The 12,974-nt window shown below is 50.5% G+C and carries 22 protein-coding genes; 3 read left to right on the forward strand and 19 right to left on the reverse strand.

The window, feature by feature from the left end; genetic code table 11:
* The 5 genes from L2744_RS03085 to L2744_RS03105 form a co-directional block, all read right to left on the reverse strand.
* Positions 1-468: an NADAR family protein gene (locus L2744_RS03085; RefSeq protein ID WP_248990661.1), complete on the reverse strand. Its 468-nt coding sequence runs from the start codon at positions 466-468 to the stop codon at positions 1-3.
* A gap of 446 nt (positions 469-914) precedes the next feature.
* Positions 915-1,853, reverse strand: a complete 939-nt coding sequence (locus L2744_RS03090; RefSeq protein WP_000268395.1) for a ParB/RepB/Spo0J family partition protein — start codon at positions 1,851-1,853, stop codon at positions 915-917.
* A 116-nt stretch (positions 1,854-1,969) separates the two neighbouring features.
* On the reverse strand, positions 1,970-2,515 hold the full coding sequence (locus L2744_RS03095; RefSeq protein ID WP_000435225.1) for a hypothetical protein: 546 nt from the start codon (positions 2,513-2,515) through the stop codon (positions 1,970-1,972).
* A gap of 2 nt (positions 2,516-2,517) precedes the next feature.
* Positions 2,518-2,991 (reverse strand): hypothetical protein, encoded by a 474-nt coding sequence (locus tag L2744_RS03100; RefSeq protein WP_376711923.1) that lies wholly within the window; start codon positions 2,989-2,991, stop codon positions 2,518-2,520.
* Positions 2,992-3,932: 941 nt separating this feature from the next.
* A complete protein-coding gene (locus L2744_RS03105) occupies positions 3,933-4,421 on the reverse strand; it encodes a DUF1643 domain-containing protein (protein WP_248990662.1) in 489 nt (162 codons plus the stop codon).
* 96 nt (positions 4,422-4,517) lie between these two features.
* On the opposite strand from L2744_RS03105, the gene L2744_RS03110 reads away from it, so the two are divergent.
* The gene (locus L2744_RS03110) at positions 4,518-4,853 is read left to right on the forward strand and encodes a hypothetical protein (protein ID WP_000683477.1); all 336 of its coding nucleotides are present in this window, start codon (positions 4,518-4,520) and stop codon (positions 4,851-4,853) included.
* A gap of 14 nt (positions 4,854-4,867) precedes the next feature.
* On the opposite strand, the gene L2744_RS03115 is transcribed toward L2744_RS03110, so the two are convergent.
* The 4 genes from L2744_RS03115 to L2744_RS03130 form a co-directional block, all read right to left on the reverse strand.
* Positions 4,868-5,491 (reverse strand): hypothetical protein, encoded by a 624-nt coding sequence (locus L2744_RS03115; protein WP_011872848.1) that lies wholly within the window; start codon positions 5,489-5,491, stop codon positions 4,868-4,870.
* Positions 5,492-5,506: 15 nt separating this feature from the next.
* A complete protein-coding gene (locus tag L2744_RS03120; RefSeq protein WP_248990663.1) occupies positions 5,507-5,776 on the reverse strand; it encodes a hypothetical protein in 270 nt (89 codons plus the stop codon).
* Positions 5,777-5,788: 12 nt separating this feature from the next.
* On the reverse strand, positions 5,789-5,983 hold the full coding sequence (locus L2744_RS03125) for a hypothetical protein (RefSeq protein WP_011872855.1): 195 nt from the start codon (positions 5,981-5,983) through the stop codon (positions 5,789-5,791).
* A 340-nt stretch (positions 5,984-6,323) separates the two neighbouring features.
* Positions 6,324-6,872: a transcriptional regulator gene (locus tag L2744_RS03130; RefSeq protein ID WP_001061574.1), complete on the reverse strand. Its 549-nt coding sequence runs from the start codon at positions 6,870-6,872 to the stop codon at positions 6,324-6,326.
* Positions 6,873-7,034: 162 nt separating this feature from the next.
* Here L2744_RS03130 and L2744_RS03135 point away from each other — a divergent pair, with 162 nt between their 5' ends.
* Positions 7,035-7,385 carry a type II toxin-antitoxin system RelE/ParE family toxin gene (locus L2744_RS03135; RefSeq protein ID WP_000270043.1) on the forward strand — a complete coding sequence of 117 codons (351 nt, stop codon included), beginning with the start codon at positions 7,035-7,037 and terminating at the stop codon, positions 7,383-7,385.
* Between the two features lie 4 nt (positions 7,386-7,389).
* Positions 7,390-7,692 (forward strand): transcriptional regulator ProR, encoded by a 303-nt coding sequence (gene proR / locus L2744_RS03140; RefSeq protein ID WP_000124640.1) that lies wholly within the window; start codon positions 7,390-7,392, stop codon positions 7,690-7,692.
* A 26-nt stretch (positions 7,693-7,718) separates the two neighbouring features.
* Here proR and L2744_RS03145 read toward each other — a convergent pair whose 3' ends face one another.
* The 10 genes from L2744_RS03145 to L2744_RS03190 form a co-directional block, all read right to left on the reverse strand.
* Positions 7,719-8,012, reverse strand: coding sequence for a chromosome segregation protein ParM (locus tag L2744_RS03145; protein WP_001239997.1), 294 nt, complete (start codon positions 8,010-8,012; stop codon positions 7,719-7,721).
* Between the two features lie 88 nt (positions 8,013-8,100).
* On the reverse strand, positions 8,101-8,379 hold the full coding sequence (locus L2744_RS03150) for an HU family DNA-binding protein (RefSeq protein WP_474104330.1): 279 nt from the start codon (positions 8,377-8,379) through the stop codon (positions 8,101-8,103).
* A 51-nt stretch (positions 8,380-8,430) separates the two neighbouring features.
* Entirely contained in the window at positions 8,431-9,027 is a 597-nt protein-coding gene (locus tag L2744_RS03155; protein WP_345876144.1) for a thermonuclease family protein, read from the reverse strand.
* A gap of 161 nt (positions 9,028-9,188) precedes the next feature.
* A complete protein-coding gene (locus L2744_RS03160) occupies positions 9,189-10,046 on the reverse strand; it encodes a hypothetical protein (RefSeq protein WP_001167033.1) in 858 nt (285 codons plus the stop codon).
* Positions 10,033-10,263 (reverse strand): hypothetical protein, encoded by a 231-nt coding sequence (locus tag L2744_RS03165; RefSeq protein ID WP_020833601.1) that lies wholly within the window; start codon positions 10,261-10,263, stop codon positions 10,033-10,035. The genes L2744_RS03160 and L2744_RS03165 overlap by 14 nt, the downstream gene beginning before the upstream one ends.
* Entirely contained in the window at positions 10,263-10,781 is a 519-nt protein-coding gene (locus L2744_RS03170) for a hypothetical protein (RefSeq protein WP_011872844.1), read from the reverse strand. Before L2744_RS03170 ends, L2744_RS03165 begins: the two co-directional genes overlap by 1 nt.
* Positions 10,778-11,224, reverse strand: a complete 447-nt coding sequence (locus tag L2744_RS03175; protein ID WP_000919345.1) for a Fe3+-siderophore ABC transporter permease — start codon at positions 11,222-11,224, stop codon at positions 10,778-10,780. Before L2744_RS03175 ends, L2744_RS03170 begins: the two co-directional genes overlap by 4 nt.
* Entirely contained in the window at positions 11,224-11,583 is a 360-nt protein-coding gene (locus tag L2744_RS03180) for a hypothetical protein (RefSeq protein WP_000422768.1), read from the reverse strand. The genes L2744_RS03175 and L2744_RS03180 overlap by 1 nt, the downstream gene beginning before the upstream one ends.
* Before the next feature lie 56 nt (positions 11,584-11,639).
* Complete coding sequence (locus tag L2744_RS03185) at positions 11,640-12,068, reverse strand: hypothetical protein (protein WP_248990664.1); 429 nt, start codon at positions 12,066-12,068, stop codon at positions 11,640-11,642.
* 33 nt (positions 12,069-12,101) lie between these two features.
* Entirely contained in the window at positions 12,102-12,962 is an 861-nt protein-coding gene (locus L2744_RS03190) for a DsbA family protein (protein WP_248990665.1), read from the reverse strand.
* Between the last annotated feature and the right edge of the window lie 12 nt (positions 12,963-12,974).

A 12,974-nucleotide genomic window follows, 5' to 3' on the forward strand; every position in this document is an offset into this window, starting at 1 on the left:
TTACCCTTCCTGTTTCACAAATACAGTGCCAGTAACTCGCTCTCTCAATTCACTAAGAATTGAAACAAACTCATCCTCTGTTAGCACAGTAAACTTCTCAGACTTCTTTCCAACGGAATGTATTAGCTGCTCAGTTCCGGTCTTTAGCAGTTCTGTTCTAAATTGTTCAGACTGTTCAAATAACGCTGTGAACGCCTCTAGGAGAAACAACTTGTATTCTTCGCTGAAACGGCAAATTGGTTCTCCTTGCCAATAAAGTTTATGGTCGATAAACCATTTCTTTTTCTTACCGACTCGCTTTGCTTTAAGGCCAACGAGCTTTGCAACCTTCATTTGTTTCTCAGGTAATGGAAACTTCAAGGATTGAAGTAACCCCTCCATAGAGCCACACTCCACCCCCCTGAATAAAAAATGGTAAGGATGGAAGTTGCTTAATCTTTCGTAAGGCTCCACACCTACATCAATCATTGCTGCTTATCCTGTCGCTTTCGCCACCCAAATATGTCTCTCACGTCCCGCACACAGAAGAACCAACTTACCCTTGGCAGGAACGCATCGACTAACACACCTAAGGCGATAACAAACAATGGCGCCATCAGGATGAAGCCCAAACGTGCAACGGTCCCATATATACCTGCACAGATGAGCAAGGCTGCGATGACAGAGCAAACTAGCTGATGCTGACGCCTCAGTCTGGCTAGTTCAGACGATTTCTTGTCACTGTTCATCATCGATCTCCGCGAGCTGAACACTGACACTGGCTGCCGCTGGAGGGGAAAACTGTACTGTCAGTCCGGATTCAAGCCTGATAGAGGAAACCACCAGCGTATCTGGTCCGGATGACGCCGGTACGACCGCAACAATGGTTCCCCCTTCCAGCAACTGGATGGCATCCTCAACAGTACAGCGCCCCATTACTGATTACCCGCCAAATCCAGCTCTTGCTGGTCTTCATTGGACTCGTCAGTTTTGGGCTCCAGCTCCGCCAGCTTGGCTTTCAGCTCCTGAAACGCATCAACATCTTCCCGGCTCAGGGTAAGGGTGAACGTTTCACCGTCATCGTTCGGCTTGATGTTGTCCAGACGACTGGTAATAGAGCTCACGCCTCGGTGCATGGCTTCAACCACCTTTTTGCCCAGGCGGGGACCTTTCTCGACAGACTTTTTGGTCAGTTTTTTCGGGGCCTTCTTGCCGTCATTGCCATTGGCCTGTTCTTCCTGCGCCTTTTTCAGGATCTCAACAGCGTTGGTGCCGTGCTCGTTGTAGAGCTCCTGAGCGTAGGTGGCAGCCACAGAGCCTTCCTGAATCATCCGTTTCAGTTCCAGAGGCATCTCCAGAAGGGCACGGGCGATACGAACGTGCTCAGCCGAGCGGCCAACACGTTGGGCAATCATCTGGTCGCTCCACCCCCAGTTTGCAAGCCGAGCGTAGATCACGGCTCGCTCAAGTGGAGAAAGAGGGAGCCCATCGTTGCTGGTGGCGATCAGAAGGCTCTGTTCGGCTTCATCGCCCTTGTGCTCTACGACCTGCACGAACTGGATGTCGGCACCTTCCTCGATAGCAAGCAGGATGGCGCGGCGACGGCGATGACCTTCACGGACATACACCTTTCCGTCGATAACTTTGACGATGATCGGCGGAACATAGTCGCCACGCTTGTAAGCATCGGCCAGCACTCGAATACCAGCTTTGATGTCCGGGCGCTCGTAGTAGTTCTCGCAGAAAGCGCCACGGGTGTTAAACCCTTCTTCCTCCAGCAGAAGCTGAGGAGAGATAGTGAATCCATCCCCTTTTTTCAGTTCTTCGGGGGCGGTTACGCCTTTGAGAGCGCGGAGTGAGTTGATAACAGCCATTCGTTGGTTCTCCTTGTGACTTGCTCACTTTATAGCATCACTTTTTGATACTGTAAACAGGGCGGCATAAAAAACCCGGCGCTTTACAGTACCGGGTTCTCTCTTCCTTCTCACCACTAACTTGCTTTGACTTTGAGCAACCTCAGCGCCAGCATGGCCCATTGCAGATATGCTTCCAGTCGTTGCTGGTACTCTTTCCCTGGTGGGCGTTGACCTTCCTTGTGGGCTATCGTCCTCTCGATACCGGCGAGGCTCTTTCTCAGCTCCAGGTTTCTGCGTATTCCCACCATTCTCTGTCTTGCTGATTCAGGAGACAGACTCCCAAGTCCAAAGAGGGGCAGTTGTCTGTAGTCCTGTGTTCCCAAGTTAATTTGGTTCCACGCCATTGCTGCTTGCCACGGTCGTTTCTGGATTTGCTGGATCGCCTTCCCACAACCCAGGCAGACCATATTCCAGCGCACAGGAGGACCTATAACCTTCTGCATTTGCGCCCGGCCATGACAACTATCGCAGGCTGCCACAGGAACGCTGAGCGGGTCGTGGTGCCCATAGGCTACTGTTTCAGTCTGGCTGTAGTGTTCATCTGATTTGAGCTCCGCCAAGAGCTTCTCACGCTTCTCTTTTGCGTATTCGAGGGTTAAGCCTTTTCTGATTTGTTCCATGTTCAGTCCAGAATGATTTTTCTCTTGTCTCGCTTGGGAGTGCCTTGTTCTTTCTGGTCCGATGTAGAGCTGATGACTTCTGGCTCTTTGGCCTCGCCCCTTTGTAGTTCGTCAATACTCCCCAGCTCTGTTCCACCGTGTCTTATCTCACCTTGATCTCTATGCTCTCTGGTTGAACGACGGATCTCTTCCGAAACTCCACGCAAAAACCCAATCACATTGGCCCGGAATGTACGTCTCTTCTCCTCTATCTCAAGCAAGTAACTCAAGTAGAAGTAAAACGGTATCGAGACGAACAATGACAAAGGGAACCAGCCTTTTTCGCTGGCAGAAACAAAGAGTCTCGGCTCAAACATTTTCATGGCGAGGGTCGCCATTAGCACAGAGATAACTACTGGAGTCACCGCCATCAAAAATCGGGAATGAAGGTACGCCATCCAGACCCCAGCGACTAAAGCTGTTAGCGAGAGGAACATAGCAACAACCTGTGGGAATGGATTAAAGATCCATACTGAATTGCACCTAACCCCTTAGTTTTTAATAGTTGGAATTTAGCCAGCAGAAATATAGTTTCATACCAATTCGTTGCTTGTCACCCACCCAGCCTTTTTTCAAGTATTAATGAGTCATACTCTCGGTTAGAGAAGCAGTTAACATCAATGTTAAATTAACCTTGATGTTAATTACTCTCTGCGGGGAAAAGCCCCAAAACCTTACGGCACCACTCAGACTTATTAATCGCTTTAGCAAGCCTGTTACCAGCTCTCCGCCTCATTTCTGTATCACTCTGGACGTAGTTCGCAGTACAAGATGCGTGAGCCATGACGACCGCTTCTCGTAGTTCCCGCAGCTCTTTTCGTTCAGCACGTATTTTTGCAGCAACCTTTTGTCTTGAATTCATCGCCTATGTCCTTCAGTTCAGTATGATTCTTTAATACTTGGTATGAGACTTTAATACTTAGTGTGACACTTAAATACTCTCAAACATTTTACCTTACTTTGCTTTGCTCCGGCCCCCGCATAGTGCATTACCAATGCGTGATGAAAAATCCTTCCATTCTGGACTGTTCCGGTAGTCATCCTGTCCAGTTGCTTGTTCCTGGCTGGTCGATGCGAATTGATTGAGAGCATCCGGGCACGAAGAGCAGACCCCGATACCTTCCACTCTATTCACGCGAAGCCAGTGACACGGTTGACCGTTTTCAACACAAGCGTGATCATCGGTGCATCCGCACCCTATACATTTCGCAGTGAGCATAAGCGCCTCCCCAATTAAATTAACAACATCATAGTATCATTATGTGATGCTGTAAACATTAAAAAGAAAGCGACCATAGTCGCCCTTCCGGAGTGATTTTCCTTTAGTGGTTGTCTTGGGCCAGCTTCCAAGCGACGAATGCCGGCACTAGCGACATAATTATTTTCCTCCCCAAGGCACAAGTTTTGTCGAATATCCAAGCATTAGCGGGTGCTTCGGGTCCCCCGAACCAGTCACGCCAAATGCCAATACCGGCTTCCCAGATGCAACGAGCTGCTCTAAAAGCCTGTCCAAATGAACATACAAAGACTTAGGCAGCTTAGTTCGGCTCCCCCAGCAGGGCACCAAGACATCAGCATCCCGAATAATCCTTTCCAAGTGGATTTCATTTTCAGGTCCCACTGGATCAACCATCGTAGCCAGCTCTCGAACGTCGGTCGCCCGAAAAGCAAAAGCATTACCGACTATGAATCGCCTCCCTCCGTTGACCTTGGTAAACCCTATCCACTTTCTGACCGTGTGATCGTCCTCGGTGGCCGTGGCCGTAGAGCCGTTTACACCAAAATAACCGAACACAAGGCCTTCGGGTTGCACATCCCTTTCCAGACGGTATCTGTACATGCCGCACTTGCTGATAATTGCACTCAAAGTGTCACCTCTTTTTGAATGAAAAACGCCCTTTCACAGTTGCATTTTTTAATGCTGTGATAGGATAAAAGTGTAAGTTGAAAAGGAGAGATGACCATGAAACATGTACTGAATATCGCGCTGATGGCTGTTGTTGTTCTTGGCCTGGCTATGCTTGAGGCCACCAACTGGGGTTACGCAGTGCTGGCTATCCCGGCAGTGATTTGGGCCAAGCCGGTGCTCAACCTTCTGCACAAACTGCCGGTTCTGGCTGCTGCTTTTTGGATTCTGGTTGCTGTTTTCGCGTGGCAAGCGGCACTTGTTGGTATCCTGTTCTATGGCGTACTTGCGACCCCTAAAGCGCCAGCAAACACCAATGGCAAGAAAAGCCGAAAAGCCAATCTGATGGGCACTTACAGCTACGACTTTAAAACCGGCGAATGCTTTAGCTAAGAGTGGCTCCACGGTTATTTCTCTTCCTCACCTAGAAACGACTTAAAGCCGCTCATTCCACTATCGCTCAGGTTGGCTTTGGCTATCGTCAGTGGATGGATACTCTTTTGAGGAACGTACAAGTCGGAGGACATGACTTCATAAGTGCATTTCGCATCTAATAGGTATCCCTCCAGCAGAGCCTCAGCAATACCGTAGTCTCTCCCCTGCGCCCAGACATCGGCCTCCACTTTATCACCGAGTTTGCCTTTAACATTTTGATCCAATCCGCAAGGCACTAGAGATTCAAGTGGAGAATGGCCTTTTTGAGTGACTCCTTTTACCCAGGCTTTAGCGTTCTTCAACGAATTAAAGTGCTCCTCTAATCCCTCCCAATCAAATTCGTGAATAAACTGCGGTTCGGGATTCAGGTTCCTTGCAACTTGTTCAGCACACGCTTGATTAAGTGGAAGCAACTTGGCAACAACTTCCCAAACGCCCTGGTGTACTCCGCTCCGACGCTTGCCTTCCAAACTGTGAGTGGTTATATCAGGTTTAATCTCCCGTCTTGCCTTTTCTAGTGCGTTTTCCGTTACTAACTGAGCAATAGCTGACCAGTTGACACCAGTTTTTATAGCTATCTTTTTTCTTGAATCCATGTTGATTTCACCCCTCTATTCTTTTGTGGCTAAATTAACCAAATAAGGCTTCCAATCATTCAGGCATTCTTCTGTAAATTTAAGAGCTTCGTCTTCCGTCTCGCACTTACCCGTAATATCAGGCCCATTGCACTCGCCATTGGTAGAACCTGGACACCTGACAACGAATCCTCCCGGAGAATGGAAAGAACCAGGTCCATTGGGAATGTCTCCCCCTTCATCCCAATCAATCACCAGCTCGCACTCTTCACAATGGGGGCAAAAATGCCCTGTTTTTACGGACATACCTTTTCCTTATTAATGGATAGTTTGTTCTTCCACAACAATCATCCCGTCAACCAAGCTGATTGTGGCTGGACCGCAGTTACCCAGCACCTCAGCTTTGACTCCGTTGTTCAACGCGACATAAAGCCGTCTCGCCCCGTTGGTGACGCGGATGCCTTTTTGGTCGAGTTGTTCAAGCATTTCTTCGTAGGTAATTTTTTCGTCCATCAGTTCTCCTCAGCAAGGATCTCGTCGATGAGGTTCTTTGCTATCAATCTGGCATCCAAAGGGACAGCCAGGCTGTCAATTCTGCCTCTTTCATGGGCAACAATGAGTTGCGCCTTCCAAGCTATCCCGGAAAGAGAAGCATCAGGTTCTTTACCTGAGCTTCTCATACATCTTGCGTTTCGGTACGCCACCAGCCACTCAGGTCTGGTTGAGTTATAACGCCCAAGGCCAGCTTTTCGTTGGAAGCACATTCATCGCGCACCTTTACAGATTCACTTTATGATACTGTAAACAATAAAAAGACACCTTGCAAGACTTTCACATGTGAAAGTTTTCTGGTTTACATCTGCTCGCTTGGATCAAACCCCAAAGCCTTGCACACGTCATCCAGGTCATCGAGCGTGAAGAATCCCAGCGTCAGTTCCCCGGAGCGCTTCGCGGGGTTATAGCGAACTTTGATAGGCCTACCCGTAGCATCGCTCATCAGGGTCTCCAGGCGCTTAATGTCTGCATCCCTGTCCACTTCTTTGCCCTTCGCTATCGCCTCAAATTTATGAACCGGTGTCCTGGTATGCAGGAGATCCCTCAGGAGCTTTTCTCTCTTGCTGAAAGGTAACTTAGCCACGGCCCTCACATGCCCCAGGGTGATTTTGCGTGGATTTCTGAGCCAGAGTGTTAGCTCTTCCTCCGATAGCGTACCGGCGCGTTTCAGGTGTGTAACCGTATAGACCTTCTCAATACCCAGATCCTCTCTGATCTGACTGTTTGAACGCCCCTCTCCGCTTAGGAACGCGACCACATAGGCCTTTTCTGCATCAGTCATGCCTGGATGCTGGTGGTAGTAGTCAATAGCTTCTCTTGCATCGAGCAGTAGGGGCAGGTTGTTCATTCAGGACACCTTTTAGTCACATGACTATATCGAGGCTTATTCTACCCCCTATTTTAGTCACATGACTACTCACCGACATTTCGGCCCCCATCGCCGCCGATTTTTCTTGATTATAGGTTTGAATCTATATAGGATTGCGCCTATATTAAGTAAGGAGAAATCATGTGGGTCATCGAGACAACCGACACCTTTGATGAGTGGTTCGATGCTCTGGATGATACCGATAGAGCAAACGTGCTGGCTTCGATGATGGTGCTGCGAGATAGAGGCCCCATGCTGTCGAGGCCATACGCGGATACTGTTAACGGTTCATCCTACAGCAACATGAAAGAGCTTCGGGTCCAAAGCAAAGGAGATCCTATCAGAGCGTTCTTTGCGTTCGATCCAAAGCGTAAGGGGATTCTTCTCTGCGCCGGTAACAAGACCGGGGACGAGAAAAGGTTTTATGAAGTAATGATCCCAATTGCAGACCGTGAGTTTGCGGCGCACTTGGATAAATTGAAGAAGGAGTGACGTTATGGCAAGAACTCTTGACCAAATGCTGGCAACAGAAAAGCCTGAGGTTGTTGCCAAAGCACAGAAAGCGGCCACTGAGATGTTACTGAACATCCACTTGGCAGAGCTTCGTGATCGCATGAACCTTACCCAGGGGGAAATTGCTGCATCTCTGGGTGTGAGACAGCCGACAGTCTCCGAGATGGAAAAACCTGGACGAGATCTCAAGCTGTCGTCCATTAAGCGGTACGTTGAGGCCTCCGGTGGCAAGCTACGCCTCGATGTTGAACTTCCGGACGGCACCCACTACGGCTTTGCCGTTTAACTCGATACGCCCCGTTATGGGGCGTATTACTTCTCTTGCTCTTCTTCCAGCCGTTTTCGGTATATCTCTCCTGCACGTTCCCTGCCATCGTCGGTCAGCCTAAAGGCCAGCTTTAGAGAAGCATTCCGGTACTTGTTCAACAGGCCGTTCTCCACCAGCGTGTGGCATGACGTTCGGAAGTTCGTTCCATGAATACCGCTCTGGCGAGCTGAGTTGATCATCTCCAGTATTTTTACACCTGGTACAGGCTCGGCTTTTCCACCGGCCTCAATTGCGTATAGAATGAACAAAACGTCCTTTTGAGTTGACGACAATCTCATCCCTTCCCCTTATTCATGTCTAATATGAATAAGGCTCCCACGAAAGGAGCCTTATGTAAACCTTATTCATGTGTCGCATGATTAAGATCTAGTTCACGGAGTCTTTCAACCCCTTACCAGCTTTGAACCCAGGAATGTTGGCCGCCGCGATCTGGATGTTCTCTCCAGTCTGGGGATTCCGCCCGGTTCGCGCTGCGCGTTCCTTAACGTGGAAAGTACCAAACCCAGTTAGCGCTACTGTCCCACCCGCTTTAAGCTCCTCTGTCACTGAGTTGATCAGCGCATTTACCGCAGCTTCGGCCTTTGCTTTGCTAATGTCAGCGTCTTCGGCCACTTTCATAATCAGTTCACTTTTGTTCATCGTTATTCCTGTTTGTTTTCTTGGTTACTGTTTACACCTGCATACTCTGGGGTGTGGTTAGTGCTTTCTTCGCCACTCCCAAGGGGGAGTTCTCTCCGATTCCGGTAATGCCCAGAGACCTCGCTTATCGGCTTTGGCTTCGGCCTCCAGCTTGAACAGCTCCGGTGTTTTGGCGTACTGCCGGTACACCCACGCACTCCCAGAACGGACCATTTCGGCATTGACCCATTTGCCATCGACATAAAGGTTGGCGACCAGACGGCCATAACGGTCTTTGTCGATTTGCTCGACTTTAATCATTCGACCAAACACCAGATCGGACAACGCCTGTTTCGCCTTTGAGCCGTAGGGTTGTTTCTTCTCTGGGGTGTCGATTTCCGCCAGCCTTACCCGGTACTGGACTTTGCCGCTCCGGCAATCTTTCCCGGAGTCACAGCTTTGTTCAGTCAGGACCTTGACCGTATCACCGTCAGACACCCCCACAACCTTCGCAGTAAAGGTTTCTGCCCATACCTGAGGGGCCACCACCAGCATGGCTACCAGGAACGCTGAAACCCCCGTATTTTTCACAAAACCTAACCTCATAATCACTCCATCCAAATTACTTGTTTTTCCCAGCCGGTAGAGCCTTGGCCCAACAGAGCCTTGTTTCATCCACCTTGCTGTCTACGATTCGACAGGCATCCCAGTTAAGAGATGACCACTGAGCAATGGCAGAGGCCAACCAGTACCACGGTGCCGTAAACACCGGCTGGCCCCCTTCCTTCGTTTTAAATACCTGGTATCGCATGTTGATCCTCCTGTTTGGGTGAGGCTTAGGCCTCGTAATAGAAATTTTTTGTGTCCGGATAGGGTTTAAAGCAATGAGCCGTGGCTCTCCCCAGGGAAAGCACTGTAGCCTCAGCTTCCGGCGCTTCCTCAGTGTCTTCACGAAATTCCCCGCCAAGTTGCTTCACCCATTCGGCAGCGAGCTGCACACCTTCATCAAAGGGAACTTTGTTCTTTTGAAGCACATCCAGATAGGAAAGCAGCAAGCAGTGAGGCGTAATGACGGCGGTGTTCCAATCGGTTGCGAGCCGTGTTTCGTCCATATCTGCATACCAGGCATCAACCTGATGTTTCAATCCGATCTCGGCCATCATGCCGTGCTTACCGGCGACCTTTCTGCCTTCCTCTACCACATCAACCGGGGCGTCCCAGTAGAGGACTCCCCCGTCCGCTTCTTGGGTCGCACAGGTTGCACCTTGCGGCCAATGCCTCCGTTCCATAACGAGCTCGCAGAGCGTTTGGTTGCCTACAGGAGCCTTGTAGTCCTCATCGAGATTCACCACGATGGTTTCCGGCTCCCGTTCAACCGGTGGCAGGTATCTGGCGACCAGAGGCATTGTCAAAATCACAGCCCCATCCATGTGAAAGGATGTTGGAGCCTTCACTATTCGGTCCATTACCCAGCACCAAGCATGAAGCAACCGATCCTCTACCTTGTCGTCAGCCTCAATCTCTTGAACGAACTGGTTGAAACGAACCTGACTATCCAGAAACAGGCCTGTGCTCTGACACTTATCGCTGATCGTATGAATGAGCTCCGCCTGCTCCAGAAGCATTTCTCGGGTGACTTCCTCCACATCACCAAATGCGTCAAACAACTTTGTCATGTAGTCACGAATTTGCATGTTCTTCCCCTTCGGCATCGAATTGCTTTGCAAGCTCAGGATCACCGGCCCAGCGAAGGGCGTCTCCCATATGCGTGAAAGCGCGTTTATTGTCATCCTGCTTATTCACCCTGACCGGCGTCTTTTGGTCACGAGGCTGTAGTAGCCAGTACCCGGCCTCTTCCCTGATTAGTTCTGCGGCCACCAGCAAGCCGTTCTTCGTTGCAATGATCATCATCAGCTCCCGTGGTTAAGCCAGTAGGCATAGACAGTGATGGCAAGGCCTCCCGCGAGCACAATGACTGCGGCGGTACGCTGGACCCACTTCGATGCACCAAACCGCGCCAGGTGTCTCCCCAGGAACTGGAAAGGTGCTGTCTTTCCGATAGCGCGAATCACCCAGGTGATTGCCAACAGAAGGATGGCTGTGGCCGGGTATATACCAACCCCTAAGAGATTCATCTCTCCGACCGCGAGCTGATAGATGAATGCCAACAGCATGGCTACCGCAGTCAATACGGCTACAACCTTGGTCCCGTTTCGCCAGTCCCACGCTCGACGTGCGTCACTGGTAAAACTCACCATCGAGACAAGGAACGGCATAAATGGCAGGTTCATGCTGGTGGGTTTATCCATGAATGCGTCAAGACCCACAAACATGGCCGTCATCACCACATAGAACAACAGGGCGGGGACAAGCATGTCGCGTAAAGACCGAACCTGGTTGGCGTTCGCGTTTTGAGTATTCGTCGTCATTGTGTTTGCCCCTTCAACATTCCCCATAGCTGACGGTGAAGATCAGCGATTACCTTGTACGTCCCCTTCACTGCTGGTTGCTCAAGGGTCTTGAGCATCCACAAAGCAATAAACAGGCTGGAAAGCAGTGCCACCACCAACTGGATGTTGTGGCTACTCAAGTAGACGGCATAGCCGTTTAGGCAGGCACTCAATAACAACCAGACCCTGGCCGTCATCAGCCCCCATCGGTGATAGGTCACGAGCAGGTAGGCTGTTACGACAGAACAGAGTGTCATTGCACCAGAAGTGGCTAGGTAAACGACCCATGTACTGGCCTCGCCAGTGACGTAAGTGCCACCAACGGAGAAGGACAAGCCAAAGATCCAAATTGCTGCATTCCGGAGTAGGGCATCAACAATGATGTAACTAGCAGCGAGATTGATTATTCCGCGTTTTAGCATTACCCCCTCCCGTTATTCTGATACCTGCCCAGCTCAGCCCTGAGCCTATTAATTTCTTCCGTGGCTTCGGCCAACTGCTCCCGATACTTCTTGAACTGCTGATATGAATGCCAGGACTGTCCTTTCGATACTGACTTCGTGATGGCGGCGACCTCATCCGGCGTCAACCGGGTGAGCTGCTCTTCCGGATAGATCAGGATGGTGTTGCTGTCCCAGTCAAAGCCTGCGTGAATAGCTTTCACCCCCACAGTAGGGGTTCCACCAATCCCACCTGGCTGGTGGATGACAAGCCTCAAAGGCGCTGAGGCCTTGTGTGGATGAAGGCTATCGAGAGCCTCTTTTGCTTCTTGTAACTCCATAGATTCACCTCATAGTGAAATCAGGCCCCGGAGAGCCTGACTTTCACATGTGAAAGTTAATTTGCCTTCTGCTGTCTGGCAGAAACCCTCAAGGCCAGCGCCTTTTGCATGTCGGGCTGCTGGAAACGCACCTTGGTCCGATCAGGCCAACTGTCCATCTCATTGCACCGCAGGGTGTCTATGGCCGCATCACGGTAAACCTGATAGAAGTCGGTTCCACCTATGGAGTTAATTGCCATCATGGCGGCAAACATCGGGTTACTGTTCATGACGCTTGTAAGAGTCTCGGGGGTCATGGGTGTATCGCATGACTTGTTGAGGGCAACCAGCAGGTCATTACCAACCAGGGCACAGGCAGCGCATACCTGTTTGGTATCATCCAAGGCCTTCGTGTATTCGTTGTTTGGCTGAGGGACGCTTGAGCAAGCCGACAGGACAAGCAGCCCCGCCAGAAGGCATCCCAATTTAGTTGTAATCTTGATCATCAGTTCTCACTCCACTTTCACATGTGAAAGTTTTTATTGGTTCGCGGAGTCGTCTTGTTGCGACTCAATCATCATTTTTCGCATCACGGCCATGATGGCTTGTGCCGGTTGAGCGCCGCCGAGAAGCTGGCTCTTGCCGGTATGGTTGTCCACTACAAAAGTGGCTGGCGTCCCGTTGACGCCATAGCTCTTGGCTTTCTGGATGTCAGCTTCAACCTTGTCTTCGTACTTTCCTGAGCCGAGGCACTCCCGGAACGCATCCAGATCAGCACCAACACCAGTGACAACAGAGGCCAGGTCAGCAACACCGCCACCATTCCCCTGGGTATGTTGGAAAATGTCGTTAACGAAGACCCAGAAGCCACGGTTGCCCTTCTGCTCAGCAATACATTCAGCGGCCAGAGCTTCCTTGTGAGCTGCCGGGTTATGGAAATCGAGAGGCATGTGCTTCCACTGCCAATTCACATTGCCTTTGCTGGCATCCACAATTTGTTTGGGTGTGTCGTGGAATCGCTTGCAGAATGGGCACTCCATATCGGAGAACTCCACCAGCGTGAACCGAGCACCAAGGTCCCCGTAGATGTGTTTGCCTTCTTCGACCTTCTCAGGTGCTGCCTCGAACTGGGCATACTTCTGATCGATGTCGGATTGTTGTTTCTGCGCGACAAACTTGTTGATGCTTTCGGCCACAGCAGCTTCAAACTCTGCCTTGCTTTTGAAGGTGACGCCTTCGGCATCCTTCACCTGGTTGACCGTAGACTTCACGTTGGCGATCTCTTGCGCCAGATCCTTCTCTTTCACGAACTGGTAGATCCCGAACCCGGTTCCTACGAGCCCCAAAAGAATGGCGGCAACAACCCCGAGACGTAGTGATTTGGTACTTTGTTCTGTCATATCAAACTGCTC

Source organism: Shewanella profunda (assembly GCF_023283765.1).
In the GTDB taxonomy this organism is placed as follows: domain Bacteria; phylum Pseudomonadota; class Gammaproteobacteria; order Enterobacterales; family Shewanellaceae; genus Shewanella; species Shewanella profunda.

What these genes read in the sequence shown, in the direction of transcription:
- L2744_RS03085 (WP_248990661.1), bottom strand. Translation starts at nt 468, where the DNA reads ATGATTGATGTAGGTGTGGAGCCTTACGAAAGATTAAGCAACTTCCAT.
- L2744_RS03090 (WP_000268395.1), bottom strand. Translation starts at nt 1,853, where the DNA reads ATGGCTGTTATCAACTCACTCCGCGCTCTCAAAGGCGTAACCGCCCCC.
- L2744_RS03095 (WP_000435225.1), bottom strand. Translation starts at nt 2,515, where the DNA reads ATGGAACAAATCAGAAAAGGCTTAACCCTCGAATACGCAAAAGAGAAG.
- L2744_RS03100 (WP_376711923.1), bottom strand. Translation starts at nt 2,991, where the DNA reads ATGTTCCTCTCGCTAACAGCTTTAGTCGCTGGGGTCTGGATGGCGTAC.
- L2744_RS03110 (WP_000683477.1), top strand. Translation starts at nt 4,518, where the DNA reads ATGAAACATGTACTGAATATCGCGCTGATGGCTGTTGTTGTTCTTGGC.
- L2744_RS03115 (WP_011872848.1), bottom strand. Translation starts at nt 5,491, where the DNA reads ATGGATTCAAGAAAAAAGATAGCTATAAAAACTGGTGTCAACTGGTCA.
- L2744_RS03120 (WP_248990663.1), bottom strand. Translation starts at nt 5,776, where the DNA reads ATGTCCGTAAAAACAGGGCATTTTTGCCCCCATTGTGAAGAGTGCGAG.
- L2744_RS03125 (WP_011872855.1), bottom strand. Translation starts at nt 5,983, where the DNA reads ATGGACGAAAAAATTACCTACGAAGAAATGCTTGAACAACTCGACCAA.
- L2744_RS03130 (WP_001061574.1), bottom strand. Translation starts at nt 6,872, where the DNA reads ATGAACAACCTGCCCCTACTGCTCGATGCAAGAGAAGCTATTGACTAC.
- L2744_RS03135 (WP_000270043.1), top strand. Translation starts at nt 7,035, where the DNA reads ATGTGGGTCATCGAGACAACCGACACCTTTGATGAGTGGTTCGATGCT.
- proR (WP_000124640.1), top strand. Translation starts at nt 7,390, where the DNA reads ATGGCAAGAACTCTTGACCAAATGCTGGCAACAGAAAAGCCTGAGGTT.
- L2744_RS03145 (WP_001239997.1), bottom strand. Translation starts at nt 8,012, where the DNA reads ATGAGATTGTCGTCAACTCAAAAGGACGTTTTGTTCATTCTATACGCA.
- L2744_RS03155 (WP_345876144.1), bottom strand. Translation starts at nt 9,027, where the DNA reads ATGAAACAAGGCTCTGTTGGGCCAAGGCTCTACCGGCTGGGAAAAACA.
- L2744_RS03160 (WP_001167033.1), bottom strand. Translation starts at nt 10,046, where the DNA reads ATGCAAATTCGTGACTACATGACAAAGTTGTTTGACGCATTTGGTGAT.
- L2744_RS03165 (WP_020833601.1), bottom strand. Translation starts at nt 10,263, where the DNA reads ATGATGATCATTGCAACGAAGAACGGCTTGCTGGTGGCCGCAGAACTA.
- L2744_RS03170 (WP_011872844.1), bottom strand. Translation starts at nt 10,781, where the DNA reads ATGACGACGAATACTCAAAACGCGAACGCCAACCAGGTTCGGTCTTTA.
- L2744_RS03175 (WP_000919345.1), bottom strand. Translation starts at nt 11,224, where the DNA reads ATGCTAAAACGCGGAATAATCAATCTCGCTGCTAGTTACATCATTGTT.
- L2744_RS03180 (WP_000422768.1), bottom strand. Translation starts at nt 11,583, where the DNA reads ATGGAGTTACAAGAAGCAAAAGAGGCTCTCGATAGCCTTCATCCACAC.
- L2744_RS03185 (WP_248990664.1), bottom strand. Translation starts at nt 12,068, where the DNA reads ATGATCAAGATTACAACTAAATTGGGATGCCTTCTGGCGGGGCTGCTT.
- L2744_RS03190 (WP_248990665.1), bottom strand. Translation starts at nt 12,962, where the DNA reads ATGACAGAACAAAGTACCAAATCACTACGTCTCGGGGTTGTTGCCGCC.